Annotated in this window: 17 protein-coding genes and 1 tRNA gene; 7 read left to right on the plus strand and 11 right to left on the minus strand. The window is 37.2% G+C overall.

Going from position 1 to position 25948, the window contains the following annotated elements; genetic code table 11:
* Window positions 1-271: 271 nt before the first annotated feature.
* On the minus strand, window positions 272-1069 hold the full coding sequence (locus IEV85_RS01770) for a hypothetical protein (RefSeq protein WP_188460081.1): 798 nt from the start codon (window positions 1067-1069) through the stop codon (window positions 272-274).
* A gap of 11 nt (window positions 1070-1080) precedes the next feature.
* Window positions 1081-2319 (minus strand): ABC transporter permease, encoded by a 1239-nt coding sequence (locus IEV85_RS01775; protein WP_188460082.1) that lies wholly within the window; start codon window positions 2317-2319, stop codon window positions 1081-1083.
* A 153-nt stretch (window positions 2320-2472) separates the two neighbouring features.
* Between IEV85_RS01775 and IEV85_RS01780 the strand changes: the two genes are divergently transcribed.
* Window positions 2473-3741 carry an asparagine synthetase B gene (locus tag IEV85_RS01780; protein ID WP_188460083.1) on the plus strand — a complete coding sequence of 423 codons (1269 nt, stop codon included), beginning with the start codon at window positions 2473-2475 and terminating at the stop codon, window positions 3739-3741.
* A 39-nt stretch (window positions 3742-3780) separates the two neighbouring features.
* Here the strand turns inward: IEV85_RS01780 and IEV85_RS01785 are convergent, their stop codons facing one another.
* Entirely contained in the window at window positions 3781-4509 is a 729-nt protein-coding gene (locus IEV85_RS01785; RefSeq protein ID WP_188460084.1) for a DUF4397 domain-containing protein, read from the minus strand.
* A 517-nt stretch (window positions 4510-5026) separates the two neighbouring features.
* Here IEV85_RS01785 and IEV85_RS01790 point away from each other — a divergent pair.
* The 4 genes from IEV85_RS01790 to IEV85_RS01805 are packed head-to-tail and all read left to right on the plus strand — an operon-like array spanning window position 5027 to window position 13460.
* The gene (locus tag IEV85_RS01790) at window positions 5027-8197 is read left to right on the plus strand and encodes a SusC/RagA family TonB-linked outer membrane protein (protein ID WP_188460085.1); all 3171 of its coding nucleotides are present in this window, start codon (window positions 5027-5029) and stop codon (window positions 8195-8197) included.
* 11 nt (window positions 8198-8208) lie between these two features.
* Window positions 8209-9843 (plus strand): RagB/SusD family nutrient uptake outer membrane protein, encoded by a 1635-nt coding sequence (locus tag IEV85_RS01795; RefSeq protein WP_188460086.1) that lies wholly within the window; start codon window positions 8209-8211, stop codon window positions 9841-9843.
* A 30-nt stretch (window positions 9844-9873) separates the two neighbouring features.
* Window positions 9874-11250 carry a glycan-binding surface protein gene (locus IEV85_RS01800; RefSeq protein WP_188460087.1) on the plus strand — a complete coding sequence of 459 codons (1377 nt, stop codon included), beginning with the start codon at window positions 9874-9876 and terminating at the stop codon, window positions 11248-11250.
* Between the two features lie 11 nt (window positions 11251-11261).
* Complete coding sequence (locus tag IEV85_RS01805; protein ID WP_188460088.1) at window positions 11262-13460, plus strand: endo-1,4-beta-xylanase; 2199 nt, start codon at window positions 11262-11264, stop codon at window positions 13458-13460.
* Window positions 13461-13518: 58 nt separating this feature from the next.
* Here the strand turns inward: IEV85_RS01805 and IEV85_RS01810 are convergent, their stop codons facing one another.
* The 4 genes from IEV85_RS01810 to IEV85_RS01825 form a co-directional block, all read right to left on the minus strand.
* Entirely contained in the window at window positions 13519-17613 is a 4095-nt protein-coding gene (locus IEV85_RS01810) for a two-component regulator propeller domain-containing protein (protein ID WP_188460089.1), read from the minus strand.
* A gap of 235 nt (window positions 17614-17848) precedes the next feature.
* Window positions 17849-18592: a DUF4397 domain-containing protein gene (locus IEV85_RS01815; RefSeq protein WP_188460090.1), complete on the minus strand. Its 744-nt coding sequence runs from the start codon at window positions 18590-18592 to the stop codon at window positions 17849-17851.
* Between the two features lie 328 nt (window positions 18593-18920).
* On the minus strand, window positions 18921-19175 hold the full coding sequence (locus tag IEV85_RS01820) for a GIY-YIG nuclease family protein (protein ID WP_188460091.1): 255 nt from the start codon (window positions 19173-19175) through the stop codon (window positions 18921-18923).
* Window positions 19176-19212: 37 nt separating this feature from the next.
* Window positions 19213-19286: transfer RNA gene (locus tag IEV85_RS01825), tRNA-Arg, on the minus strand.
* A gap of 357 nt (window positions 19287-19643) precedes the next feature.
* On the opposite strand from IEV85_RS01825, the gene IEV85_RS01830 reads away from it, so the two are divergent.
* Complete coding sequence (locus IEV85_RS01830; RefSeq protein WP_188460092.1) at window positions 19644-20384, plus strand: outer membrane beta-barrel protein; 741 nt, start codon at window positions 19644-19646, stop codon at window positions 20382-20384.
* Between the two features lie 66 nt (window positions 20385-20450).
* Here IEV85_RS01830 and IEV85_RS01835 read toward each other — a convergent pair whose 3' ends face one another.
* The 3 genes from IEV85_RS01835 to rpoN are packed head-to-tail and all read right to left on the minus strand — an operon-like array spanning window position 20451 to window position 23285.
* Window positions 20451-21230: an enoyl-CoA hydratase-related protein gene (locus IEV85_RS01835; RefSeq protein ID WP_188460093.1), complete on the minus strand. Its 780-nt coding sequence runs from the start codon at window positions 21228-21230 to the stop codon at window positions 20451-20453.
* Window positions 21231-21237: 7 nt separating this feature from the next.
* The gene (locus IEV85_RS01840; protein WP_188460094.1) at window positions 21238-21807 is read right to left on the minus strand and encodes a PA-phosphatase; all 570 of its coding nucleotides are present in this window, start codon (window positions 21805-21807) and stop codon (window positions 21238-21240) included.
* A 50-nt stretch (window positions 21808-21857) separates the two neighbouring features.
* Window positions 21858-23285 (minus strand): RNA polymerase factor sigma-54, encoded by a 1428-nt coding sequence (gene rpoN / locus IEV85_RS01845; RefSeq protein ID WP_188460095.1) that lies wholly within the window; start codon window positions 23283-23285, stop codon window positions 21858-21860.
* Between the two features lie 133 nt (window positions 23286-23418).
* On the opposite strand from rpoN, the gene asnS reads away from it, so the two are divergent.
* On the plus strand, window positions 23419-24870 hold the full coding sequence (gene asnS, locus IEV85_RS01850; RefSeq protein WP_188460096.1) for an asparagine--tRNA ligase: 1452 nt from the start codon (window positions 23419-23421) through the stop codon (window positions 24868-24870).
* 154 nt (window positions 24871-25024) lie between these two features.
* Here asnS and IEV85_RS01855 read toward each other — a convergent pair whose 3' ends face one another.
* A complete protein-coding gene (locus IEV85_RS01855; protein ID WP_188460097.1) occupies window positions 25025-25552 on the minus strand; it encodes a thioredoxin domain-containing protein in 528 nt (175 codons plus the stop codon).
* Window positions 25553-25948 lie beyond the last annotated feature (396 nt).

Genomic DNA, 25948 nt, shown 5'->3' on the forward strand with positions numbered 1-25948 from the left:
AGATAGGTTTTTGGTTATAAATTAATTTATGCTGTATGCAGAGTAAATTGTAAAATTTTATTCCAATTTGCAAACGATTGCAGAAATTAAATAGAGAAGAGAATTAAAATCTATTATAACATATTTTGAACCATAGGCTCTATTCGATTTAAAGCGGCAATTTTAGTAAAAATCGAATCCTTTAAGTTTTTGTGACACAATTAATAGAAATATAATGTATTATGTACCTTCAATGTATAGTGCAAAAAGAGCTCTCAGCAAATGTATATTTTTACCTGCCTGACTTTTCTACTTCATGTTCCTGGCCTTCGTATTTAAGAATATAGGTGCCTCGGGGTAACTTTCTAATGCTACATGAAACACCTTTCCCTTTTTGTAAAATACGGCCATTCTCATTCAGCAACTGATAACTCACTTCTTCTGTAAATTCTATCATCCAGTTATCAGTATCTACCACATGGCTAATCTCCCTTTTATCTGAAAAGAAATAAAAGCTATCGGAAACCTCCAGATCTCCCCCGGGCTTTAAATAGGAAATCCTGTAGGTATTGCCGCCTTTATTATGATCTATTTCCAGACTGTACTGGTTGATAAAGATTCCTCCTTTTGTTGCAACGGTATCTACTATTTCCCAACTCCCTTCGGATTCTCTTTCCACAAAGTACTTAGCTTCTCTGTCTTCTTTGCTGGTTACCCAAATTATACTTTCATCATTTATATAAAAGTTTACCCAGGAAAAGCTAAGGTCTTCCTGAATCACTTCAGGGTTGATTAGCTGTGGCTTGCAAACTCCACTATGAACGATCCTTATGACTACTCTTTCATCAAGTGCCAGGTTTTCCATCGACAATTCATAGGCTGAAATATTGGGGGAGTCTGTTACCTTTTTACCATTCAGGTAGATGGATTCAATGCAAAACTTCTTCTCACTTTCTATGTAAGGGTTCCTGATAAAAACATTTCTACCGTGGTAAAATCCTTTAAAATAGGTATCCTCACTTTCATCAATGGGTTTATCCCACAATAAAAGGCTGAGTATTGAAAAATATATTGAATAGATGTAGATCATTTATTATAGGCCTATTCATAGCGAAGGGCTTCAATAGGATCTAACTTGGAAGCTTTATGCGCAGGATAGTAACCCGAAATTAAACCCACCGCCACACAAATTATTAAGCCTACAATCATCCAAAGCCACGGCACAACAAAGCCGCCTTCGCTAATCAATGCTGAAATACCATTACCAATAAGTATGCCTAAAATTACGCCTGCCAACCCTCCTAACTGGCAAATAACAATCGCTTCCCACAGAAACTGCAATCTTATCTTGGCAGGAGAGGCTCCTATTGCTTTCCTGATACCAATTTCCCTGGTTCTTTCCGTTACTGAAACCATCATAATATTCATTAAACCGATGGAGGCGCCCAACAAAGTGATGGCACCGATAGAAAAACCTCCTATTCTCAAATAGCCTGCAATTTCCTCCATCCTATCAGCTAAAGATTCACTCTTTTCTATATTGAAAGAGTTTTCCTCTCCTACTCTATCGCCTCTTACGCCTCGCATTACTCCGGTTGCTTCACCAATGGCAGTTTGCAATAACAAAGGATCAGGAACTGAAACAGTTAAAGAGTAGCGCAACACCCTGTCCGCCACGATGGTTGACAAGCCGATAGGAATATAAATAGATTGGTCAGAGCCTCCTCCTCCCATCCCTCCTTTTTCTTCCAGCACTCCAATAATTTTAAACCTGCTACCTAAAAAGGAAATATTTTCATTGATGGGATTTACATTGTCAGGAAAAAGTTTCTTTACCACATTGGCTCCTATTACTGCAACATTATTATTATTCTGTATCTCAAGTGCTGTGAAGTTTCTCCCTTCAGCTATCTCATAAGCATTCTGCACAAAATAATTTTCATCGGTTGCATTTATATTAATAGTAGGGGTGGTAATTTCCGAACCATATTTTACTTCCCCGCTTCCCGTTATTCTTGAGAAAATGGAAACCGATCCAATATAATCATACTTATCTTTAAACTGTTGTGCCTCTTTATAACCTATGGGTTCATATTTTTTCTGCTGTACACCCTGGGAAGTACCTCCACGGCCATCAAGCCCTTTTGCCTCTATATCAAAATTATTCGCGCCCAAACTGGCAAAATTACTTCCTACAGAACTCTGGATTCCTTCAATAGCTGTTAAAATTCCTACCAAAGACATTATTCCTATTGCAATAATTAAAGCTGTTAAAATAGTTCGTAATCTATTGCCTTTTACGGAACGAATTCCTTCTCTAATGTTTTCTAAATAGTCCAAAGCTGAATTTTTTGTTAAATTTTAACAATTAATCGCTAATTTTCACGATATATTTTATAAAAATACGCATCATTATTTGATTGACAGTATTTTTATGATAGATTATTAAATAAATAGTAAGCGAAAGATACTTCAATAAAGAAAAATAAATCCATGTATAAAAAAATTTCTTTATCAATCATTGTGGCTGTTTTGGTTTGCTTTCAACTAAGAGCAAACTATATCCTGGTTCCAATGGATGAAAAACAGTCAAATCATTTAAAGGCTTATGGTATTGCCTATTGGGTTTTATCTAACGATGTTTCAATGGACTGGCTGCTAAATTACAGAGGTGGCAGCTTTTTAGTGCAAAGCAGGCAGTCAATAATTAATGAATTGATTATCAGAGGGGTGAGCTATGAAATTATTTCAGATGCGCAAACCAATGCCCTTTTAGATGATATTGCAAGCCCTTCTTCCAACAAAGATGCGATGCGGCTGGATAAAATACCTAAAATTGCTGTGTATTCACCAAAATCAAAACAGCCATGGGACGATGCTGTGACATTGGTGCTTACATACGCTGAAATCCCTTATGATGTGGTTTTTGATGACGAGGTGATGACAGGAAAATTATCGGATTATGATTGGCTCCACCTCCACCATGAGGATTTCACAGGACAATTCGGAAAGTTTCATGCCACCTATGCGAACCAACCCTGGTATGTGGAACAACAAAATGAATATAAAGCCTTAGCACAAAAATACGGTTTTAAGAAGGTAAGTCAGCTTAAATTGGCAGTAGTAAAGCAAATTCGTTCATTTGTTACTGAAGGAGGATTCCTCTTTGCTATGTGTTCAGCTACAGACACTTACGACATATCCCTTGCTGCAGATGGTGTTGATATAGTGGGAAGGGTGTATGATGGAGATCCGGCTGACCCTAATGCTCAATCACAACTGAATTACGAAAACACTTTTGCTTTTAAGGATTTCACCTTAAAAATGAATCCATTGGAATATGAATATTCAGACATTGATCAAAACCTGATCGACCGGCCTGGAATTAAAGAGGGAAATGATTTCTTTACCCTATTTGAGTTTTCAGCCAAATGGGATCCTATTCCTACAATGCTTACGCAAAACCATGAAAAATTAGTGAAAGGTTTTATGGGACAAACTACGGCCTACAAAAAGGAAATGGTTAAGTCAGATGTAGTTATTTTAGGGGAAAACCAAGCAGCAGATGAAGTGCGCTACATCCATGGAATTTATGGAAAAGGCTTTTGGACTTTTTATGGTGGCCATGATCCTGAAGATTATCAGCATTATGTGGGCGAACCGCCTACAGACTTAAATCTTCATCCTAATTCTCCGGGTTACCGCTTAATTCTTAACAATATTTTATTCCCGGCAGCAAAGAAGAAGAAGAAAAAGACCTGATTGCTCAGGCCTTTTTCTTTTAACATTAAATACCAGTTATTAAGAACTTGGCATTACTTCAACCTTTAAGTTATTATTGTTACCTGTTGGTGGCTCACTATAGCCTTTCACCACAATGGTGTAAACTCTTTGTGATAGAAAATCCACATTGGAAACTGTAGCCAATACTTCTTCTGATTCAGCATCCTGTACTTCAAAAGAGTAGTTCCCATTACCAACTTCCTGAAAATTGGTGATAGAACGATAGGCTAAATTTTGAGTCGCAATATTTCCTTTTGTGAACACCACCTTTACTTCCGGTGTGTCAGGAGAAGCATGAATAAGCCTGATTAAAGAATTCTCTGTATCATCGAATTTTATCTTATCTAAAGTTATTAAGGTTTCAACTTTGTTAGTATCAGCTATAATAAATAAAGAGTACAAGCTATCCTGAGCCATTTTTACAGTGGTATCAGCTACAGTATTCGATGCATTTGTTGGAGTAAACTTAAAATTATTCTCTTTAGCATACATTCTCACATAACCTGAGTAGTCTTCATACTCAAAAGGCCTGCTATTGATACGCCCATTATTAACCAATATGTTCAATGGAGAAGCATTTGGAGAAAGATGGTAAAGTGACATATAAGAAACAGGATCCTGACTGGGTGGAGTTACTTCGTCATCATTAATGCAGGATGCCAAAAAAGCCAGGGAAAAAATAGTGAAAATGCTTACTAAAAGCTTGGAGCATAATCTTTGGAAGATTACAAAAGTTGTTTTTTTCATAATTGTTAAAAGGTTAATTATAAGTTTGAAGAATTGATTTCTTTGATATCATTAAAACCTCCCTAAAGACACATCATATATTTAAATGGTTGGATAAAATCTACTTAGATAAAAAATTTTTATGGAGTAGCTATTGAGCAAAGGAAATATCAAATATCCGCGATAAAACGATTGAAATTTTTACCATCTTTCTAATGTATATCAGAGGGAAAACGCTAACATTTATTACGGCAATTCACTATTAATACATTTTAGTTCACTAAATTCTAAACCCTCCTATTCTTCTATTTAGACCCTTATGCTTCAAAATTGATGCATAATTGCATCAAATCTGATACTCCTTTGATTGTGCTTCGGATATATTTGCCCTGATACTTACCGATGAATAGTAGCTGAATTTTGTTTAGCAATCGATTGCGAAATTTTTAATTAATCGCACTGCTTTCTTGCAGCGATAACAAAGAACCTTCTCTTCAATTCATCAGGGTGTATTAAAAAAATCTAAACGATAATAGAAATGAAAAAAAAGTTACTCATCAAATTCAGGTCAAAGATTCGGGCTGCAAAGCTCTCCTTTCTTATGACTTTTCTCACATTAACAGCGTTAGCGCAAACAACTGTTACAGGAGTTGTATCAGATGAATCCGGCCCTATTCCCGGAGCTACCATTGTTTTAAAAGGCACTACAAATGGAGCGGTCTCAGATTTGGAGGGCAATTTTTCAATTGGAAATGTGCCAAAGGACGGAATTCTTGTTTTTAGTTTTGTAGGTTACAAAACGCAGGAAATAGCGGTAAATAACCAAACCAAAATAAATGTGCAACTAGAAGAGGACATCTCTTCTTTAAATGAAGTAGTGGTTATTGGCTATGGATCTATGAAGCGAACCGATGTAACGGGAGCAGTTGCCTCAATCTCCAATAAGTCCATTGAAGAATCCGTACCTACCACGGTAGATCAGGTGTTGCAAGGGCGTGCTGCAGGTGTTCAGATACAACAAAATAGCGGTGCACCTGGCGCCAGTTCCTCTATCAGGATTAGAGGTATTAGCTCTATTACAGGCTCTAACGAACCCATATTTGTAATTGATGGAGTAATTGTAGATGGAAACACCGGATTATCAGGCCAAAATGCTTTCGCCTCTATAAACCCGGCAGATATTGAATCCATTGATATCTTAAAGGATGCTTCAGCCACGGCTATTTATGGCTCAAGAGCTGCCAATGGTGTAATTTTAATTACTACTAAAAGAGGAAGGGCGGGAAAAACCTCCATCAGCTTAAATAGCTACGCAGGTTTCCAGGAGCTGCCTAAACAATTGGAACTTTTAAATCTGCAAGAATATGCTATTCACAAAAATACCAGGGCAGCAATCGGAGGAATCGTTCAGCAGGATCCTGAATTCATTCGCGCTGACTTATTGGGAGAAGGGACTGATTGGCAAGATGCAATGTTTCAGAGAGCCATCATGCAAAGCCATAACTTAACTGTTTCGGGTGGAAATGAAAACAGTACCTACTTAATGAATATAGGTTATTTAAACCAGGAAGGTATTGCACTTGGATCAGGGTTTGACAGGGTGAACTTAAGAGGAGTTTTCGATACCAGGGCCACTGATTTTTTAAAGGTAGGAATAACATTTGCATTTAATAATACAAATCAAACTACTACATTTTCCGATCAGGGGCTTATTCAAACAGCGTTAAGGCAAACTCCCAATGTGGCGATATACAATGTAGATGGTTCTTTTGCCGGTCCGGACAATGATGAATTTGCACCAAGTAACCCTGTAGGTTTAGCTTCAATTAACGAAAACTACAGTGAAAATACAGGTATCAGGGCTAATACCTATGCAGAACTTACATTTTTTGAAGGACTTAAACTAAGATCAGAATACTCAATTGATTATGGGTTATTCAATGGATACTCATTCTTACCTGCTTACTTTTTCAGTGAATTGGCTTTCCGGGAAACAACTTTAGGAACGCGAACTAAGAACTATAGTAATTATTATAACTTCAGAAATGTATTAACTTTTGATAAGACTCTCGGATCTCACAGTATAAATGCCATATTAGGACAGGAATTTCAGGATTCAAATTTCGAAACTTTATTTGGCTCAAGATCAGGCTACTTAAGCAATGGAGCCACAGATTTAAATGCCGGAGATGCTCAAACTGCAATAGCTAATAATTTAACCAGGAGAAATGCTATATCCTCCTATTTCACAAGGGCTCAATACTCTTATGATGATAAATACCTCTTAACTGCAACCCTGAGGTATGATGGCTCTTCAAAATTTTCTAAAGAAAATAGATGGGGCTGGTTTCCATCAGCTGCTCTTGCCTGGAGAATCTCTAATGAAAGTTTTTTGAAGGAAAACAGGTATATCAATAACCTAAAGCTTCGTATCGGCTATGGTGCAGTGGGTAATGAAGGAATTGAACCTTATCAGTTTACCTCTATATATTCTGCCTCCCCCACTCCTTTTGGTCCCGGGTTGCTGGCATCAAATACCGGAAACCCTGATTTAAAGTGGGAAACAACTTATTCATCCAATATCGGGGTAGACCTAAACATGTTTAATAATCGCTTAGAGTTTATCGCAGATGCTTACTACAAAAGAACTGATGATTTATTACTACTCGCACCATTCCCTGATTATTCAGGAACTGTAGGTGTAGGAGCAGCCACAGCACCATTTGTTAATATAGGCTCACTGGAAAACAAAGGTATTGAGTTAACCTTGAATACTTACAACATTGATAATGATGATTTTAGTTGGAAGTCAAACCTTGTTTTTACGCTTAACAGAAATGAAGTTCTATCATTAGCCACAGAAACAGGTATACTGGATGAAACTCTTCAAGAGGGGTCAGATATAACCATAGTTACAAGAACCGAAGCAGGAAGGCCGATTGCTCAATTTTATGGTTACAAAGTTATCGGACGTTTTGAAAATGCTACTGACTTTTATTATAGAAATGCTGAGGGAGCAGTAGTACCAAGAGCGCTGCCGGAAGGATCCTCCATTGGCGTTAATGATGTTTGGATCGGAGATTATATTTTTGATGATGTAAATAATGATGGCGTCATTGACGAACAAGATCGTACGTTTATTGGAAATCCACTGCCTGACTTTACCTTCGGTATTGGAAATACCTTCACCTACAAATCGTTTGATTTAAACATTCAGCTATCCGGATCATTTGGAAACGAACTAATAAATTATCAAAGACGATTCCTGGAAAACCCCAGGGCCAACTCCAATTTGCTTAAAACCGCTTTAGGTTATGCCGAGTTGGGATTAATTAACCCGGATGGACCTAATGACTACCGCAATGTTCAGATTATAGGAGGAGATCCTTATATGCCACGTATTGCAGCATCTAACCAATCGTCTGCTTCTAATTTTAGGTTTAGTAACAGGTTTCTGGAAGATGGATCTTTTCTTCGGGTTCAAAACATATCTTTTGGCTATAATCTGCCAAGAAATTTAATAGAAAGATATGGCATGCTGGGTGTAAAAGTATATGCCAATATCCAGAACGCATACATATTTACCAAATACTCCGGCTATGATCCGGAAGTAGGCGCCATCAATCAGAATGCACTTTTGACCGGACTGGATAATGGAAGATATCCAACCCCAAGGATAGTAACGCTTGGTTTAAATGTAAATTTCTAAATCTCAACAACATGACTACTTATAATAAATTAAATAAATTTCTACTAGTGATTTTAATTTTCACAGCTTTTAGTTGTGAAGACGCACTGGAACTAGCCCCTAAAGATCAGGTTGTTAAGGAAAATTTCTTTCAATCTGAGGCAGATTTTCAGGCTGCTACAGCACCTCTTTATAACAGGGTCTGGTTTTCCTTTAATGATAAATTTTACTTTGGCCTGGGGGATGGCCGTTCAAACAACCTGTATGCTCCTTTTTCAGATTATGTTTTCCCATTTAGTGATTTAACGGAAACAGGGTTAACAGGCCCACTGGTAGAAGCCTGGAGATCTTTTTATATAGTGATACAGCAATCCAACAATGTGATTTCCGCCATAGAAGAAAGCCCTGTAAATGAAGAAACAAAAAATCCATATATAGCGGAAGCACGCTTTATGCGAGGTACTGCCTATTGGTATTTAGCTTCACTTTGGGGTGATGCTATTATCACTACCAGTCAGGCAGAAATTTTAGCAAACCCAATAGTAAATAAGAGCCCGAGAACTGATGTGTATGAATTTGCTATCAGAGATATGGAATATGCTGCCAAATATCTCCCTGAAGTATCTGGTCAATCAGGAAGGGTAAATAAATACAGTGCCTTTGCGATGCTCTCCAGGTTCTATTTATCCTATTCAGGGCTGAGCGACAACCCAAATAGCGGCACTAGAGATGAAACATTGCTTGGAATGGCTAAAATGGCTGCGGAAAAAGTGATTAATGAAGGTCCTTATATGCTATTGGATGATTACGGAGACCTTTATAGAATAGAAAATAACAATAATGAGGAATCCATTTTTGCTTTACAGTGGGTACCTAATGGGGAATATGGTGTAAATAACCCTCATCAGGCATTTTTTGCTCTAGGCTCTGAAATTACCGGAGATGATGCTGCTTACGGATTTTTTACAAGGGCCTCTTATGAAGTTTTACTTCAGTACGAACCAAATGATTTAAGGAGAAGAGAAACCTGGATGGCAGATGGGGATTTCTATCCTGAAATTAACCAGGCCAATGGTGGTTATTTAGTAGAACACGAAAACACCTATGTAAATGTTAAAAAAGGTGTGGTAGGTTCCACCAGAGACAACCCGGCTATTTCCAGACAAAATTCAGCTTTAAATACTTACATGATGCGGCTGGCTGAAGTGTATTTAAATTATGCAGAAGCAACATTAGGCAATAATGAAAGCACCAGTGACGGAATGGCGCTTATGTATGTTAATGAGCTGAGGGAAAGAGCAGACCTGGGAGCTCTAAGCAGTCTTACGTTCGATGACATTTTTCAGGAAAGACGTATTGAGTTATGCATGGAAGGCCAGTTCTGGTACGATTTAGTAAGAAGAGCCTATTACGAACAGCAAGAGGTTTTGAACTTTATTGATGGCCAGAGCAGAGATAACATCATTCCTTTTACCTATGATGCTGAAACTAATTCAGTATCAATAGATGAAACAAGAGACCCTGAGAGTCGGGCAATTGGATCAATCGATGCCAGTATATTTATACTACCTTACCCGGAATCGGAAGTAGTTCAAAACCCCTTACTAAGAGAAGACCCGGTACCTTATGAGTTTACCGAAGAGCGAATAACTGATCTATTTGAATAATAGCTATTACGATTTAAAATAAAAATTAAGATGAAGGATAATATTTTATATAAGAATTATTGGAGCGTGAAGTCCATACTAGGGATTGTCTTCATTACTTTGGCTTTATTTGCCTGTTCCGAAGATGACTTCGAAGGAGCGCCCATTACTGTTAATGCGATATACTTGCAGGATGTGAATTCAGAGGTAGAGGACAGAGAAGTTACTTTTGTTCGCCTGGGACAACTAATTAGAATTGAAGGATCAGGATTTAGAGGGTTAAAAAGAGTGTTTATTAATGGTTATCAGACAGGTTTTAATCCTGCTTATTTATCTGATAACTCTTTTCTCATAAGAGTATCTCCTGATACGCCTACTATTGAAGCATCTGATGATGTAAGAAACAAAATTACTTTGGCCAATGATAGTTATGAAACTACCATTGACTTTGAAATAAGGTCATCAGCTCCCTCAATTTCCAGTATTTCACATACAATGCCTAATCCCGGAGAGCTTATCACTGTGTATGGCAGCGGATTGATTGAGGTGACAAAAGTAATTTTCCCGGGAGAGGTAGAAGTTACCGAAGGCATAACCTTTGATGAAGAAGATGGTGAGTTTTTTACTGTAACCATGCCGGAAGGCGTGGCCGAAACCGGGGGGTCTATTTTAATAGAAACTGCCAACGGAGATGCCGCTTCTCCTGCTTATTTCAATTTCAAACAAGGTGTTATCCTCAACTTTGATGGAATGGGAGAAATGGCACAGTTTGGAAATACAATCACCTCAGACCAGCTGGAATCAGCCGTGATAGGAGAAGGAAATGTATCTCAGGGTACTTATGTTCCTCACCGCACTGCTGATATAGCCGCTTTCCCTGCGGGGTCCAACCGTTTATCGGAAGTATTTACCACCGGAGAAGAAAACTGGCGTACACAATTTACCGACTTCTTCCCTGCTTCTACCGCCTTGGAAGAATTGGCATTTCAATTTGACATATATGTGCCTAATGAATGGGAAAGTGGTTATTTACAGATTTTGCTCATCAATAACTTCAATGGAGGTGAATGGACCGGTGGGACTTATAATTATGTGCCCTGGATTGTAGATGGAGAAAGAGAACCTTTTGAAACCGATGGTTGGATAACAGTAACAGTTCCTTTTACAGATTTCTATCTGTTTGAAGACGATGATGAAGAATTTACTTTCGAAGATGTTTTAACCTTAAGAGAAACAGCCGATTACGCGAATTTTGGCATCTTCTTTAATAATACAGATGTAAACCTTGGTAATGTAACCAGAGGAAGCAGCGAAGTTATATTCCCCGCTTTTGAAACTTCTGTAGATGTATACACAGATAATTGGAGAATTGTGTCTTTAGAAGTTCCCACAATCACAGATTTTCCTGAAGAAGATTTAGAAAATTAAATTTTATAGCAATGAAAAATTTTAAGTTAAAAATAATACCCACATTAGCATTTATAGTAGCTATATTTTCAGCATGCGATGACCAAATAATGGAATGGGAAGAACTTGATGAAGATCAAAAAATAACTACTGCTGAATTACCGCTGGAATTACAGGAAAAAATCAGCAGATATGAGCCCTTAAAAAATTATACTGATTTTGTATTGGGCGCAGGCATCATCATGGACCGGTACATGACCAATGAGGTTTACAGAAACATTGTAAATGAAAACTTTGATGATGTTACTGTGGGCTATGCGATGAAACATGGCGCCATGGTAAATGCCCAGGGTGAAATAAATTTTGCCCCTGTAGATGCCTTCATGACACAAACAAGAGAGGCTGGTATAACTGTTTATGGCCATACGTTGGCATGGCATGCTAATCAAAATGCCAATTATTTAAATTCCCTAATCGCTCCGACAATTATACCGGGATCAAGCGGTTCTAATTCAGTGGATTTATCAGGCTTGAAAGATGGCTCATTTACAGGATGGGGCAGACTTAATGCAGGACAGGGAATCACCATTGTGGAGAATGAAGGTTTAGGTACCGGTACTCAGGCTATTCAGCTTATTTCCAGCGATAATTCTTCCCAACCTTTTAATTTGCAGTTAGCCTCCCCCAATATTCCTGTGGTAAGCGGGCATACTTATGAAATATCGTTCTACATCAAATCTGATATAACAGGCCAGGGAAGAATTTCTTTTGATAATAATGTTACCAATCAATACCCTTATAAAGATTGGTATGAAACCGGTGAAGCAACTGAATTTTTTGTAACCAATTCTCAATACCAACAGGTAAAATTCACTGTTGATGATATTGTAGACGGAGCAACTACTTTCCAGTTTCTTTTTGATTTAGGTTATCTTCCTAATGTAACGTATTATATTGATGTAAATAATATAAGTGTGGTTGATTTAGATGCAGAACCACAAGTTGTTAATTTGATAACTAATGGTGATTTTGAAGGTGGTACTTTGGATCCATGGTTTGGATACGGAAATGAGTCTACCCGTACCATTTCTGCTGAAGGTGAAGGCTATCCAAATACAGGTTATGCAATGGTTTTAACGAACCCTACTGATGCACAATCCTATGAGGCACAGCAAGTATTTGAATTTGCTGAACCTCTTGAAGAAGGTGTAGAACATAGCTTCTCATTTTATGTAAAAGCTGATATTTCAGCTACTATTCAAATTCAGTTACAGAGTTCGGATTTTTCTGGGGATTACTCAGGAGGACTAGCAGTTACAACTAACTGGACGCAAGTAACTGGAAGTTTCACCCCAACTGCCGCTGATAGAAATAGATTTATTTTCGATTTTGGTGAAATAGCCACTACCTTTTACATAGATGATGTAGTGCTTACTACAGGAGAGATAGCTACAGGAACTGATCCTGTTATTATTGAAAAAACAGATGAAGAAAAAGCAGCACTTATAGGAGAAGCCTTTGAGTATTGGATTACCCAAATGGTGACTCGCTATAAAGATGATGTAAAAGCCTGGGATGTGGTAAATGAGCCCATGAGAGAAGGTGGTACCTTGCGCGATGGAAATGTAAATGAATTAGCCAATGATGATTTCTACTGGGTAAAATACCTTGGACCTGATTTTGCTGTTACAGCTTTTAATCTTGCCAGGCAGTATGGAAATCCCGATGACGTTTTGTTCATCAATGATTTCAACCTGGAGTCAAGCCTTGCTAAATGTGATGGACTGATTGATTATGTAGAATACATTGAAAGCAAAGGGGCTACTGTAGATGGAATTGGTACGCAAATGCATATTTCCCTTGGCACCGATCGGGACAATATAGTGCAGATGTTTCAGAAATTAGCCGCCAGTGGCAAATTGATAAAAATATCCGAATTTGATATAAGGCTTGGTACTGCTTCACCCACTAATGAGCAATTAGCAGAGCAGGCTGAAATGTATAAATTTGTAATAGATGCATATAAGCAACATATTCCTGTAGCACAGCAGTATGGAATTACGCTTTGGAATGTTTCAGACAGCCCGGAAGAACATGAATTTTGGTTGCCTGATGAATCTCCAAATGTTTTTGATGCTGATTACGAGAGAAAACATGCTTATAAAGGAGTGGCTGACGGCTTAGCTGGCCGAGATGTGAGTGAAGATTTTACAGGAGAATTACAAAACTAATATTGTAACACTCTTTAAGATTTTTAAAATACCGGAATTTCTGTTCCGGTATTTTTTTTTACTTAGTTTTTACCTCATTAGGTAAAATGCCGAAATAATCTTTAAAGCTTTTGGAAAAATAAGAGGGTGAAGAAAAGCCCACCAGGTAGCTGATTTCACTAATAGATATATTAGCATTTTCCTGAAGAAGTTCTTTAGCTCTCTCCAAACGAATTTTTCTGATCAGTTCATTAGCGGAAAGTCCCGTTAGCACTTTTATTTTTCTGTAAAGCTGGCTTCTGCTTAGGCTAAAATCGTCCGCCAGTTTCTCTACATTTAAATTTGTCTCCCTGATATTTTCTTTAATGTATTTAATGATATTAAGAATAAATTGTTGATCCAGCGAAGAGGTAGCATGATCATTTTCAGGTTTTGAAACCCCTGCCATAAATTTCGTAAATAACTTCTCCCTGTTGATTATCAACTGCTTTAAATGGGATTTCATTATGTTCATATCGAAAGGCTTGTTCAAATACACATCCGCACCAGCTTCAAGTCCTTCTACCCAATCTTCAGGCATTGCTTTAGCGGTAAGCATTAATACAGGGATATGGCTTGTATTCAGATCGCCTTTCAATTGATTGCAAAATTCATATCCGTTCATATTTGGCATAATTACATCTGTTATTATGACATCAGGCATATACTTCTTAGCCTTTTTTAAACCCTCCTGCCCCTCTTCTGCATTGAGCACTTTGTAATCTGACCTCAACTCCTCAATAAGGTAATTTCTTAACTCCAGGTTATCCTCGATTATTAACAAAGTACGCTTGTGTTCTTTAACTTCTCCCTTTCCGGATACTTCAGGCACTTTCTCATTAAAAAGAATAGTATGAGGCTCTATAGTAGAAACTACACCGGCTAAGTCATATTGTTCTTTTTCATATGGAATGAGGATCCTGAATTTTGACCCTACTCCTACCCGGCTTTCTACCTCAATATCTCCTTTATGCAATTCCACAAAACTTCTTACCACCTCCAAGCCAATTCCGGTGCCACTGTAGTACTGCTCATTCCTGTCTTTTATTTGGTAAAAGCGATCAAATATTTTCCCTATTTCCTCCTGAGCAATTCCCTTACCTGTATCTTCTATGCTTATCTCCAAAGCAGAAAGTGTAGCTCCTTCCTCTATTAGCTTAAAAATGTGATTGGGTCTGATACTTGCGTGCAGACTAATTTTTCCACTATTAGCTGTGCTTTTAAAGGCATTAGAAAGTAGATTAAATACAATTTTCTCTAATTTACCTTTGTCGGCCCAAATAGTTTTAATCTGGTCTGATATGATAAAATTCAGTTCAATATTCCTATGGTAAGCCTCCTCTTTAAAATGATCGACTATTTCTGAAAGAAGATCCTTCAAATTAAAGGATTCAATATTTAAAGGGATAGTATTGAACTGCAATTTCCTGAAATCCATTAGTTCATCTATCAACCTGTTCAAACGCATGGTATTTCTGTGTATGGTTTTTATTTTTCCCTTGAAAAATTCAGGAACGGCAGAAGTTTCTCTCAAGATATCATTAAGAGGACTCAAAATGAGTGTGAGCGGAGTTCTAAATTCATGGGAAATGTTAGTAAAGAACTGAATCTTCTTATTATTTAAGGCTTCTTCCTGAAGATGCCTCATTCTTTCCTGTTCTATAGCCCTTTTAGCTCTTAGGCGTGCATTTATAAATTGAGTAACAAAATAAAAGATGATTAAAAGTGAAAGGAAGTATAAAGCAATAGCTGTGTGAGTTAGCCACCAGGGAGGTAAAATTTTAATGATTAGCTCAGTAGGTTGGTCATTCCACACCCCATCACTATTCGCTGCTTTTACTTTGAAAGTGTATGTTCCTGCCGGCAGGTTAGTATAAGTAGCATTTCTTGCACTTTTAACATAATTCCATTGTGTTTCAAACCCCTCTAAATAATAAGCAAAATGGATATTCTCAGGCCTTGTAAAATCAATTGATGCATAATCTAAGGTAAACACTGACTGATTGTGGTTCAAGGTTATTTGATCTGTGTGAGAAATAACCTTATTTAATGGTGACCCCGGGTCACCCGGTTTAACAGGTTTATTAAATATTCGCAAATCAGTTAAATACACTTTGGGAGTACTCAAATTTACAGGCAATGTTCTGGGATTAAAATAGTTAATTCCACCATAGGTTCCGAAGAAAAGCAATCCTCTTTTGCTTTTATAAGCCGCATTATTGTTAAAATCATTACTCAAGAGCCCATCATTCACCGTAAAATTTTTGATTACACTATCTTCTCTATCTATTCGCGATAAGCCATTATTTCCGCCTACCCAAATAGATTTCTGATCATCTTCAATTATGGTGGAAACAGTCACTTTATTAAAGCCTGTTTCTGAACCTACCCATTGAAAAGAATCAGTTTTCATGTCATATTTACATAAGCCTGCACCATCGGTACCTATCCAGATATTTTTAAAGGAGTCTTCATAGATATCCAATATTAGGCTTGGGTAGGGATTATCCTGGTTGCTGTAAAACCTGGAAGAAAGCGATGTCAGCGTATAACTGCCTGAATTAATCCTTAATTTGAATAAGCCCTCATTACTACCAATCCAAACATTATCCTCACTGTCCACATATACCCTTCTTACATCGCTGTAGCTAATTCTTTCATTTAAGAAAGAACCCTGATCATACACTGCAAATTTCCTGGTATCGGGATTAAATGAATGAATTCCTCTTGAAAATGTTCCCATCCAAATTATACCATTTGAGTCTTCTGAAAAACTCAATATCCTGTTGGACATCATTTCGCCTTTTGTGGTTTCTATGGAATAGTTGATAAAAGATTTGCTTCCCCTTTTCAGAAAATATATGCCATCATCCCAGGTACCTACCCATATATTCCCTTTACTGTCTTTAAAAAGAGTTTGCACATCAGGAGATGCCAAGCCTTTGGCAACAGTATTGTTGGTGTTCAGTAAATGAATAAAATCCTTTTTATCAAAATCAACCACATCTATTCCCCCACCATCCATACCTATCCATAACCTGCCATTTTCATCTTCCAGTATGCCTGTTACTGAACTGGCCTGTAACGAATTAGGATCATTGACCTTGCTTTCAATGTCTCCAAACCGATCATACAATTTGTCATAAATACCTACACCATTATTGTAATAACCAATCCAAATACGATCCTTATTATCCAGAAACAAAGACCATATTGAATTTGATTTGACGCCATTTATCTCGAATTTACTATTCAGATAATGATGAATAATTTTCCCCTCCCTGTCTATTTCAAATAAACCATCATTTTCAGTTCCACATAAAATAGTTTTGCGTGGTGTTTCCAATAATGACAAAATTCTCTTGGAGGTAAGCGGGAAATGTTCAATTTCATATCTCCCATTTTCGTTACCATCCACTTTATAAAGGCCATCCCTCGTGCTACCAATCCATATTGTACCTTTGCTATCAACTTTCATGGTTTTTATGGGAGCATTTATCCTCTCTTTACCATTTGTGGTAATAAATTCCAATGGAGTTATTACACTTAGCTCATCTTTCCATTCATATAACCCATCAATTGTACCAATCAGGACTCTACTATCAAATACCACTATAGAATTTATCAGGAAATTTCTTATTTCAGGTACATCATTTACTTTAATTTGAGAAACCTTCAGTAAGCTATTATCTATTTTAAACAATCCATGCTCATGAGTTCCCACTAAAATATCACCTTGCTTATTTTCAATAATCGCCTGAACTGAGATTCCGGAACTTTTGGGGTTACGTGATAAATTTAAATGAAGGAAATTATCTTGTTCCCTGTTGTATAAGTCAATACCCTTCTCGGTACCAACCCAAAGCCTGTTTTTACTGTCCACATAAGTAACATGAATAAGAGAATTACTAAGGCTCATGCTATCAGATTCTGTAAATTGGTAAGATTGGTAATCCTTTCCATTATACTTAAAAAGTCCTAGGCCATTAGTCCCCATCCAAATAAAGCCCTGATCATCCTGAGAAATAGTGGCTACCGCACGTTGGGTTGGAATATTCTCTACTATCTCGAAACGATACTTAGGCAAATCATTTACCTGCCCAGAAAGCTGACCAGTGAAGCAAGTTAATATCAATAAGAGGGGGTAGAAAAAAAATTTACTGCTTATCAAGTGTATTAGTGTAATTAATTAGTAAACCAAAGCTATTTAATTATTTAAGATAGTAATAATTAATTCTGATAACTGATTTCATTGTTTAAATAATAATTAAGTCAGATCTCAATCGATCAAAAATAGTAACTGTAGTTTAAACACAAAAAGCCCGCTATTGTTAAAATAACGGGCTTCTAAAGTGTTGATTTCTCTTTTATTATAAATTATAATAGTTAGGCACAACCTGAACACTTAAATCTTCCCCTGTACCTGCCGGTGGTTCAACATACCCTCTCACTATCAATGTATAAACTCTGTCAGGCCTGAAGTTAATATCGGTGACAGAGGTTACTACTTCACCATTTCCTGCATTTAGTATTTCAAAAGATGTAACTCCACCCTCTACTTCCATGAAGCCTGAAACATCTCTATAAGCAATGTTTTCAAACAAATTATCATCTTCTCCTGAAAGAGATAAGTCAATAGCGGGAGCATCAGGAGAGGCATTTACTATACGTATCAGAGCATTATCTGTATCATTCTCTTCAAATTGATCATGCACTACTATGGTTTCCCTTTCACCAGCAATTCCTGTTATAAAAACAGAATACAAGCTATCTTTATCAAGTGAAAGTGAAGTTTCGAATAATGTATTAGAGGCATTATAAGGAGTAAATTTCAACTCTCGTTCACCTGTATAAAATCGTAAGTAGCCGGTATAGTTAGTGTATTCAAAAGGATAATAGTTCACCCTGCTATTATCTACCAAAATATCGAGGTCTGGCCCATCCGGAGACACATGATAAAGCGAAACATAAGCTACCGGAACAGTATCACCGTCATCAATAATATCGTCATCATCATCGCAACTGGTGATGGCTCCCATAAAAAATGTAAAAACAACAGCCCAACTCAGACTGTAAATCCAATTTTTCTTGTTTTTGAATAATCGCATTTTCATAACTTTCAGTTTAAAAAGTGAATAAATAAAATAAAAATAAAGCTTGGTGATATTACGATTGTAGGGGTTCGAAAGAACCTTATTATTTTTTAGCACGATGCAACACCAAGAATGTTGTGCTGATATAAAAATTTATTTATCTCAGAAGGTGTATTTTTTCCAGGCTTGGAAAATCATGGTATGGGTATAAAAAAGCCTGCTGAAAACAGCAGGCTTATAGTGAGAATGATAAATTTGGATAAAACAGGAATAAGCTATAAGCCTGTCTCAAAATGAGTAAGCGGGAAAATCTACACAACTTTTCCATAGAGTAGAGTTGTAACTATTCTTAATTTTTAGAATCTACCCCTAGATCTGCCAGGTATCTTTCAGCCCCTCGTTTTTTTATCTTTCGTTCTAATTCCATGCTTTCGCTCCTGTTTCGTTTCCCAATACTCCAGATCAATTTCCAAGGAATGCCTTTCTTCGTGTGTTTACCATGTCCGCTATTATGTCTTATAATCCGTTTTTCCAGATCGCTTGTCTGGCCCACATAATATTGACCTAAACTTAAACTATACAATATATAAACTCGGAATTCCATATAACAAAAAAGCCTGCTGTTTCCAGCAGGCTTATAGTGACCTCGACAGGATTCAAACCTGTAACCTCCTGAGCCGTAATCAGGTGCTCTATTCAATTGAGCTACGAAGCCATTTTACTATCTTCTTTATTTATTTTGACTTGGCAGGTACCAGAATTCAAACTGTTACCTTCCCGCCTCTAGCGGGATGCTCTATTCAATTGAGCTACGAAGCCATTTTCAATATCTTCTTTATTTATTTTGACTTGGCAGGTGCCAGAATTCAAACTGTTACCTTCCCGCCTCTTGCAGGATGCTCTATTTAATTGACCTAAAAAGTCAATTTTACAATAATCTTTCTGAAACCACGTTTCTGAATGAGTTTGCAAATCTATGGAATTATTCAGGATAAGAAAAGCCTTTTATTTACTTTATGCTATAAATAAAACACTATCTTTGTCCGCTGAAAGTGAAAACAAGAAATCATTTATGAAGAAATTATTGACGCTTAGCCTTTTACTTATTTCAATCTTATCTCTGAAAGCGCAAAATCTGGAAGAAAAAAATACTTTTGGTCCCCGACCGGATTTAAGAGGAGATTTGACCCTTTCATTTGGTTTAAGTCAGCTGGCACATAATGATGTGGAGGCTTTAGATCTCAGAACTTTTGGAAACAACTATTTTTCAATAGGTTATACGTATCCTATTCAATTAGGAAAATCTAATTTTACCTTCAATGGCGGTTTATCATTTTCATTTGCCAGGTATGCTTTTGATAGTGCGCTTACCCTTAATTATGCTCAGGATGCATTAGGCGAAGGACAGGTAATCGTGCTTGACGGAATAGGAGAAGACATTGTAGGGACAGGATTTGTTGACAAAACAAAATTCCAGTCCAATTACGTAAACATTCCCGTTGAATTCAGATACTACATCAACAAAGATAAAATTGGCAGAGGTCTTTTTGTAGCGGCCGGTGGTAGTATTGGTTATTTAATAGGAGGAAAAACGAAAATAAAATATACTGAAGAGGAAGAAAGCAAAAAATTGATCCGAAGAGATGACTTTGAATTAAATCAATTCAGGTATGGAGCTCACGTTCGTGTGGGAATTGCCGGCTTCGGAGCCTTCTTTAACTATGACCTATCGGAACTTTTTAACCCGGGCAAAGGTCCTGAAAACACCACCACAATTCCTTACAGGTTTGGCATCAGCTTTAACTTATTTTAAAAGTTAAAAGAGAAAAAAAAGCTGCTAATCTTAGGAATAGCAGCCTTTTTTATGACTATTTTTTAATTATTTCCCTTTAAACTCAGGCTTCCTCTTCTCCAGAAATGCCTGCTTTCCCTCCTTATAATCTTCCGAGCTACCTGCTATCTGCTGACTATATTTCTCATATTCCAGCATTTCATCTAATGATGATGAAGCAGCCTTATTGAGCATTTTTTTGATCATCCCGATAGACTTGGTAGGAGCTTTTGCAAAATAATTGGTATATGATTTTACAGCCTCATCCAAATCCTCATCAGCCACCACTTTATTGATTATTCCCATTGCATAAGCTTCCTGTGCTGATATTTTAGTGCCCATAGCACATAATTCGAAAGCTTTTTGGTATCCCACTAAATTAGGAAGAAAGAAAGAAGAACCTGAATCAGGCACTAAACCAATATTAATAAACACTTCCACCAGTTTAGCTGATTCTGCAGCTATAATCATATCAGCAGCCAGCGCAAGTGAACAGCCAGCCCCAGCAGCTACACCATTTAACCTGGCAATAATAGGTTTTGGCAGGTTTCGCATAGCCCTCACAATTGGGTTATAACGTTTCTCCAGCGAGTTATAAAACATCTTATCGTCATCATCCCTTGCCGATTTTAAATCCTGACCTGAGCAAAAAGCCTTCCCCTCTCCTGTTATTACTACCACACGTACCTGATCATCCTTAGAAGCATTTTTTAATGCATCCTGAAACTCATAGCTGATGCCATCATTAAAAGCGTTGTAAAAATCCGGCCTGTTAAATGTGATGGTACAAACACCTTCATGGAGTTCATATTTTAGAAATTTGTACATAATATCTTTATACATTTAAAATTAAAATCATTATAAAATTCAAAAGGAACCCCAACAGTAATCCCGCCCATACCTGGCTGCTATTATGGGCTATAAGCTTTAAACGAGCTGATGCTACCACGCCACACAATGCGAAAGACAATGCTAAGCCCAGATAAAGCTGGGACGGCTCCTCTTGTAAAATTAAAGCAAAATAAACCCCGGCAGCACCTGAAATAGATATTGCATGCGCACTTATCTTCCAGAAAAGAGAAATAATAGTAAGTACCACTATGCTGAGCGTCATGGAAACCATCAGGTAATTAATTAAAGGGGGAAACCTGAATTTTTGCCAAAACAAATAGGTGGTCACAATGTAAAAAAGAGAAATGAATACAAAAGGGAAAAACCGCTCCTTTCTGTTGCTCATATTTAAATCACTGATGGTCTTAGTAAAATTCAATAATAACACGCCCATGAGTGGAATCAGGAAAGTGGTCATAAAAACCATTGCTAAAAACCGCCAGGCCAAATCATTGGGGAAATTTAATGAGTAAGGCAAAAAGTAGAGAATCCCCAGAAAAATATAACTGGGCATTAACAAAGGATGAAAAGCAATCGATATAATTTTAGCTAAACGATCGGACACTACAATTCTTTTCTTAGTCGCGCCACAGGAATATTAAGTTGCTCACGGTATTTGGCAACTGTTCTTCGAGCAATTTGATACCCTTCCTCTTTCAATAATTTTTCAAGTTTATCATCAGAAAGAGGCTTGTTCTTATCTTCTTTATCAATAAATGACTTAAGTGTATTTTTTACTTCCCTGGAGCTGACATCTTCCCCGGAATCAGTTGCTATACCCTCCGAAAAGAAATACTTAAGCGGGTAGATTCCGAATTCTGTTTGCACTGATTTACTATTGGTTACTCTTGAAACCGTAGAAATATCCATATCAATTCTTTCAGCTATATCTTTTAATATCATAGGCTTCAGTTTGCTCTCATCACCTTCCTTAAAGAACTCATATTGATACTCCAAAATAGCCTGCATGGTGTTTAGGAGGGTTAACTGCCTTTGTTTTATTGCATCAATAAACCACTTAGCAGCGTCCAGCTTTTGCTTTACAAAACCTACAGTCTCCTTTAGTTTTTTATCCTTCTTATCGCTCTTCTCATATGCCTTCATCATTTCAGCGTAAGAGGCACTTACCCTTAAGTCGGGGGCATTTCTTGAATTTAAACTTAAAACCATTTCACCATTTTGGTTATTAAGTATAAAATCAGGCATCAAGTACTGTGTTTTCACCAATCCTGAGCCAGACCCTCCTGGCTTAGGGTTTAACTTAGTGATTACGGTTACTGCATCTTTGAAAAGTTCTTCATCTTCAACATTTAGCTTTTTAATAATTTTGTCGTAATGCTTCTTGCTGAACTCTTCAAAAGTGGTGTCAATAATCTGGTAAGCCAAACTTACAGCGTCTGACTGATCAATTTTTCTTTCAAGTTGCAATAACAGGCATTCCTGAAGGTTTCTTGCTGCGATTCCTGCCGGATCAAAATCCTGAATAAGCATTAAAACCTCCTCAATTTCTTCCTCATCTGTTTCTACATTCTGAGAAAACGCTAAATCATTCACAATAGCATCTAACTCCCTGCGGATATAACCATCACTTTCAATACTTCCTATCAGTTGCTTTCCAATCTTATTCCTTCTTTCATCCAGCCCTAGAAAGCCCAACTGAGTCATCAACTGATCATTAAGAGAAGTATTGACGGCAATAGGCATTTCCCTTTCTTCCTCCTGCCCCGGTCCATCACCCTGAGTTTTGTAAGAAGCGTAATCATCATCCTGAAGATAATCCTCAATATCTATTTCATCACTGCCGGATTCTTCTTCATATTCATCATTCATTTCATCCTCTTCCTTTCCTTCCTCCAGCGCAGGGTTAATTTCAAGCTCTTCTTCAACGCGACTATCTATTTCAGCAGTAGGTACTTGCAGCAACTTAATAAATTGAATTTGCTGTGGTGATAAGCGTTGACCTAAGCCTTGTGTTAGTGTGAGTTTTTGCATAGAAGTTTAAAAACTAAAAATTGTGCCAAGAATAATAATTCAAATTTATTTAAATTCTTTAAATCTTTGATAAAAAGGCTAAAATATCGTTTTTTTGCCTCGAATTTATACCATTGTTAAACGCAAGAAATTTATGACAGTTCCGGTGAGAATAAAGATAAAAAAATTACTGAATGAACAGGCTAAGGAGCAGCATGTGCTGGTTAAAGGTTGGGTAAGAACGAAAAGAGGAAACAAAAATGTCAATTTTATTGCCCTAAACGATGGCTCTACTATCAACAACATTCAAATTGTTGCCGACCCTTCAGTAATTAGTGAAGAAATTTTAAAACAGGTAACAACTGGTGCTGCAATAAGTGTAACCGGTAAAGTAGTGGAATCTGCAGGCAGCGGACAGGCTGTAGAAGTTGTTGCTGAGCAAATCCAGGTATTAGGCACAGCCGATCCGGAGAAATATCCATTGCAGCCTAAAAAGCACTCGATGGAGTTTATGCGTGAAATTGCTCATTTGCGTATGCGAAGCAGCACTTTTGGCGCTGTATTCAGAGTACGACATGCACTGTCGTTCGCTGTGCACCAGTTTTTTCATCAGAAAGGGTTTTACAACCTCCATACACCTATCATTACAGGAAGTGATGCAGAAGGTGCCGGAGAAACCTTTCACGTTACGAATTTCGATTTAAAAGATATACCACTTACACCCGAAGGAGAAGTAGATTATAAGCAGGATTTTTTCGGTAGTGAAACAAATCTAACCGTTTCCGGACAGCTGGAAGGAGAATTAGGAGCTATGGCTTTGGGAGAGATTTATACTTTTGGCCCAACCTTTAGAGCTGAAAATTCCAATACCACACGCCACCTGGCAGAATTTTGGATGATAGAGCCTGAAATGGCTTTTTATGAACTTCAGGATAACATTCAGTTGGCAGAAGACCTACTTAAATATGTAGTAAAGTATGCGCTTGAACACTGTAAAGAGGACCTGGAATTTTTATCCGCAAGAGCAGCAGATGAAGAAAAAAATAAGCCTCAGAATGAAAGGCAGGAAATGAATTTACTGGAGCGACTTCAGTTTGTTTTAGACAATAACTTTGAGCGGATTACTTATACGGATGCTATTGACATATTAAGAAATAGCAACCCTAATAAGAAAAAGAAATTCAACTACATTATTGAGGGATGGGGCGCTGATCTCCAATCAGAGCACGAGCGATATTTGGTAGAGAAGCATTTCAAGAAGCCGGTGGTTATTTATAATTACCCAAAAGATATCAAAGCTTTTTATATGCGTCAGAATGAGGATGATAAAACTGTTGCTGCTATGGATATTCTATTTCCGGGTATTGGTGAGATTGTAGGTGGGTCGCAAAGGGAAGAGCGTTTAGAAAAGCTCCAAAAAAGGATGCAGGAGATGCATATTCCCGAAGAAAGTTTGTGGTGGTATCTGGATACCCGAAAGTTTGGAACCGCACCTCACAGTGGTTTCGGATTAGGTTTTGAACGCTTAATGCTTTTCGTAACAGGTATGGGTAATATCAGGGATGTCATTCCTTTCCCGCGTACACCAGACAACGCAGAGTTTTAAAAGGATCAAAAAAACAGAAAATGAAAAGCGCTAACTGAAAAGCTAGCGCTTTTTTTATTTACTCCTTGCTATTTAATCTTGCTATTTAACATTGTAGGTTATTATAATGAAGGTAGCACTATCAATGAAGTTTTGACCACTACCTCTTTTATTTTCACTTAACAATACAGCCCACAGGCTTAGTCTTTTTTACGAAGGAATTACTTTGCTTAGCTAACATCCTGAGCGCATACTTTACGTAAAATTGATCAGTACCGCATCTTCGCTCACCCACAGCCTCAAATGAATTATCAATTTTACCTCGATATAACACTTCCTCATCTTTCGTAACAAATGCTTCTGGCACAACTGTCACATTAAATCGTTGACTCAGCTCTAATTCAGGATCCCCTACAACCTTCACCTGCAGAGAGTGTTTTTCCGCAAAAAGCTTTACCTGAGTTGAGTTGGATTCTTCTTTAGGGAACACAGCGTAGAAAATCACAGAATCTTTAAGGAATTCTTTTTGGTAATCATTTATAATATTTGAATAAAATGGGGAAAGAGGACAGTGAACATCCAGAAAAACCCATACATGAATAGTAGAATTATCAGGAGGAAATGCAACCTTTTCACTATTATCACATGAAATTAAAAGGCATAGCACAACAAAAGTTATGTTTGCTAAAAATAATTTTCTCAACTCGTCTCTGGTTATGGTAAAACTGAAAATTAAGAAATATTAAGATGATTTCCAGATCTTACTATTCTTCTGTAATCAAACCATATAGTTTATTAATAACTGTGTTTTTATGAGAAAATCGACTTTCGCAATGGTTTATCCAAATATGTAAATTTAATTTCATTAAATATACCTGTGCTAGTTTGGATAAGCTCTCATTTGATGTCAGGTAAATGATCAAAAAAAATCATTTTGCAGATAATTAAACTAAAAACTCCTAAAAGAATTTTTTTTCTCTTTCTAACTCAAAACAAGACCTTCAATTTACATTTTATTTGATAATTTCTGGAATACCTTTCCAGCATATGGAAATATCAACACCACTCGAAAACATAACTAACTACATATCAATACCTT

Source organism: Marivirga lumbricoides (assembly GCF_014636295.1).
In the GTDB taxonomy this organism is placed as follows: domain Bacteria; phylum Bacteroidota; class Bacteroidia; order Cytophagales; family Cyclobacteriaceae; genus Marivirga; species Marivirga lumbricoides.

Excerpts from the sequence above, each read along its gene's own strand:
- IEV85_RS01780 (WP_188460083.1), top strand. The coding sequence starts at position 2,473 with ATGTATAAAAAAATTTCTTTATCAATCATTGTGGCTGTTTTGGTTTGC.
- IEV85_RS01785 (WP_188460084.1), bottom strand. The coding sequence starts at position 4,509 with ATGAAAAAAACAACTTTTGTAATCTTCCAAAGATTATGCTCCAAGCTT.
- IEV85_RS01815 (WP_188460090.1), bottom strand. The coding sequence starts at position 18,592 with ATGAAAATGCGATTATTCAAAAACAAGAAAAATTGGATTTACAGTCTG.
- IEV85_RS01835 (WP_188460093.1), bottom strand. The coding sequence starts at position 21,230 with ATGTACAAATTTCTAAAATATGAACTCCATGAAGGTGTTTGTACCATC.
- IEV85_RS01800 (WP_188460087.1), top strand. The coding sequence starts at position 9,874 with ATGAAGGATAATATTTTATATAAGAATTATTGGAGCGTGAAGTCCATA.
- IEV85_RS01770 (WP_188460081.1), bottom strand. The coding sequence starts at position 1,069 with ATGATCTACATCTATTCAATATATTTTTCAATACTCAGCCTTTTATTG.
- asnS (WP_188460096.1), top strand. The coding sequence starts at position 23,419 with ATGACAGTTCCGGTGAGAATAAAGATAAAAAAATTACTGAATGAACAG.
- IEV85_RS01795 (WP_188460086.1), top strand. The coding sequence starts at position 8,209 with ATGACTACTTATAATAAATTAAATAAATTTCTACTAGTGATTTTAATT.
- IEV85_RS01790 (WP_188460085.1), top strand. The coding sequence starts at position 5,027 with ATGAAAAAAAAGTTACTCATCAAATTCAGGTCAAAGATTCGGGCTGCA.
- IEV85_RS01805 (WP_188460088.1), top strand. The coding sequence starts at position 11,262 with ATGAAAAATTTTAAGTTAAAAATAATACCCACATTAGCATTTATAGTA.
- rpoN (WP_188460095.1), bottom strand. The coding sequence starts at position 23,285 with ATGCAAAAACTCACACTAACACAAGGCTTAGGTCAACGCTTATCACCA.
- IEV85_RS01820 (WP_188460091.1), bottom strand. The coding sequence starts at position 19,175 with ATGGAATTCCGAGTTTATATATTGTATAGTTTAAGTTTAGGTCAATAT.
- IEV85_RS01830 (WP_188460092.1), top strand. The coding sequence starts at position 19,644 with ATGAAGAAATTATTGACGCTTAGCCTTTTACTTATTTCAATCTTATCT.
- IEV85_RS01840 (WP_188460094.1), bottom strand. The coding sequence starts at position 21,807 with ATGCCCAGTTATATTTTTCTGGGGATTCTCTACTTTTTGCCTTACTCA.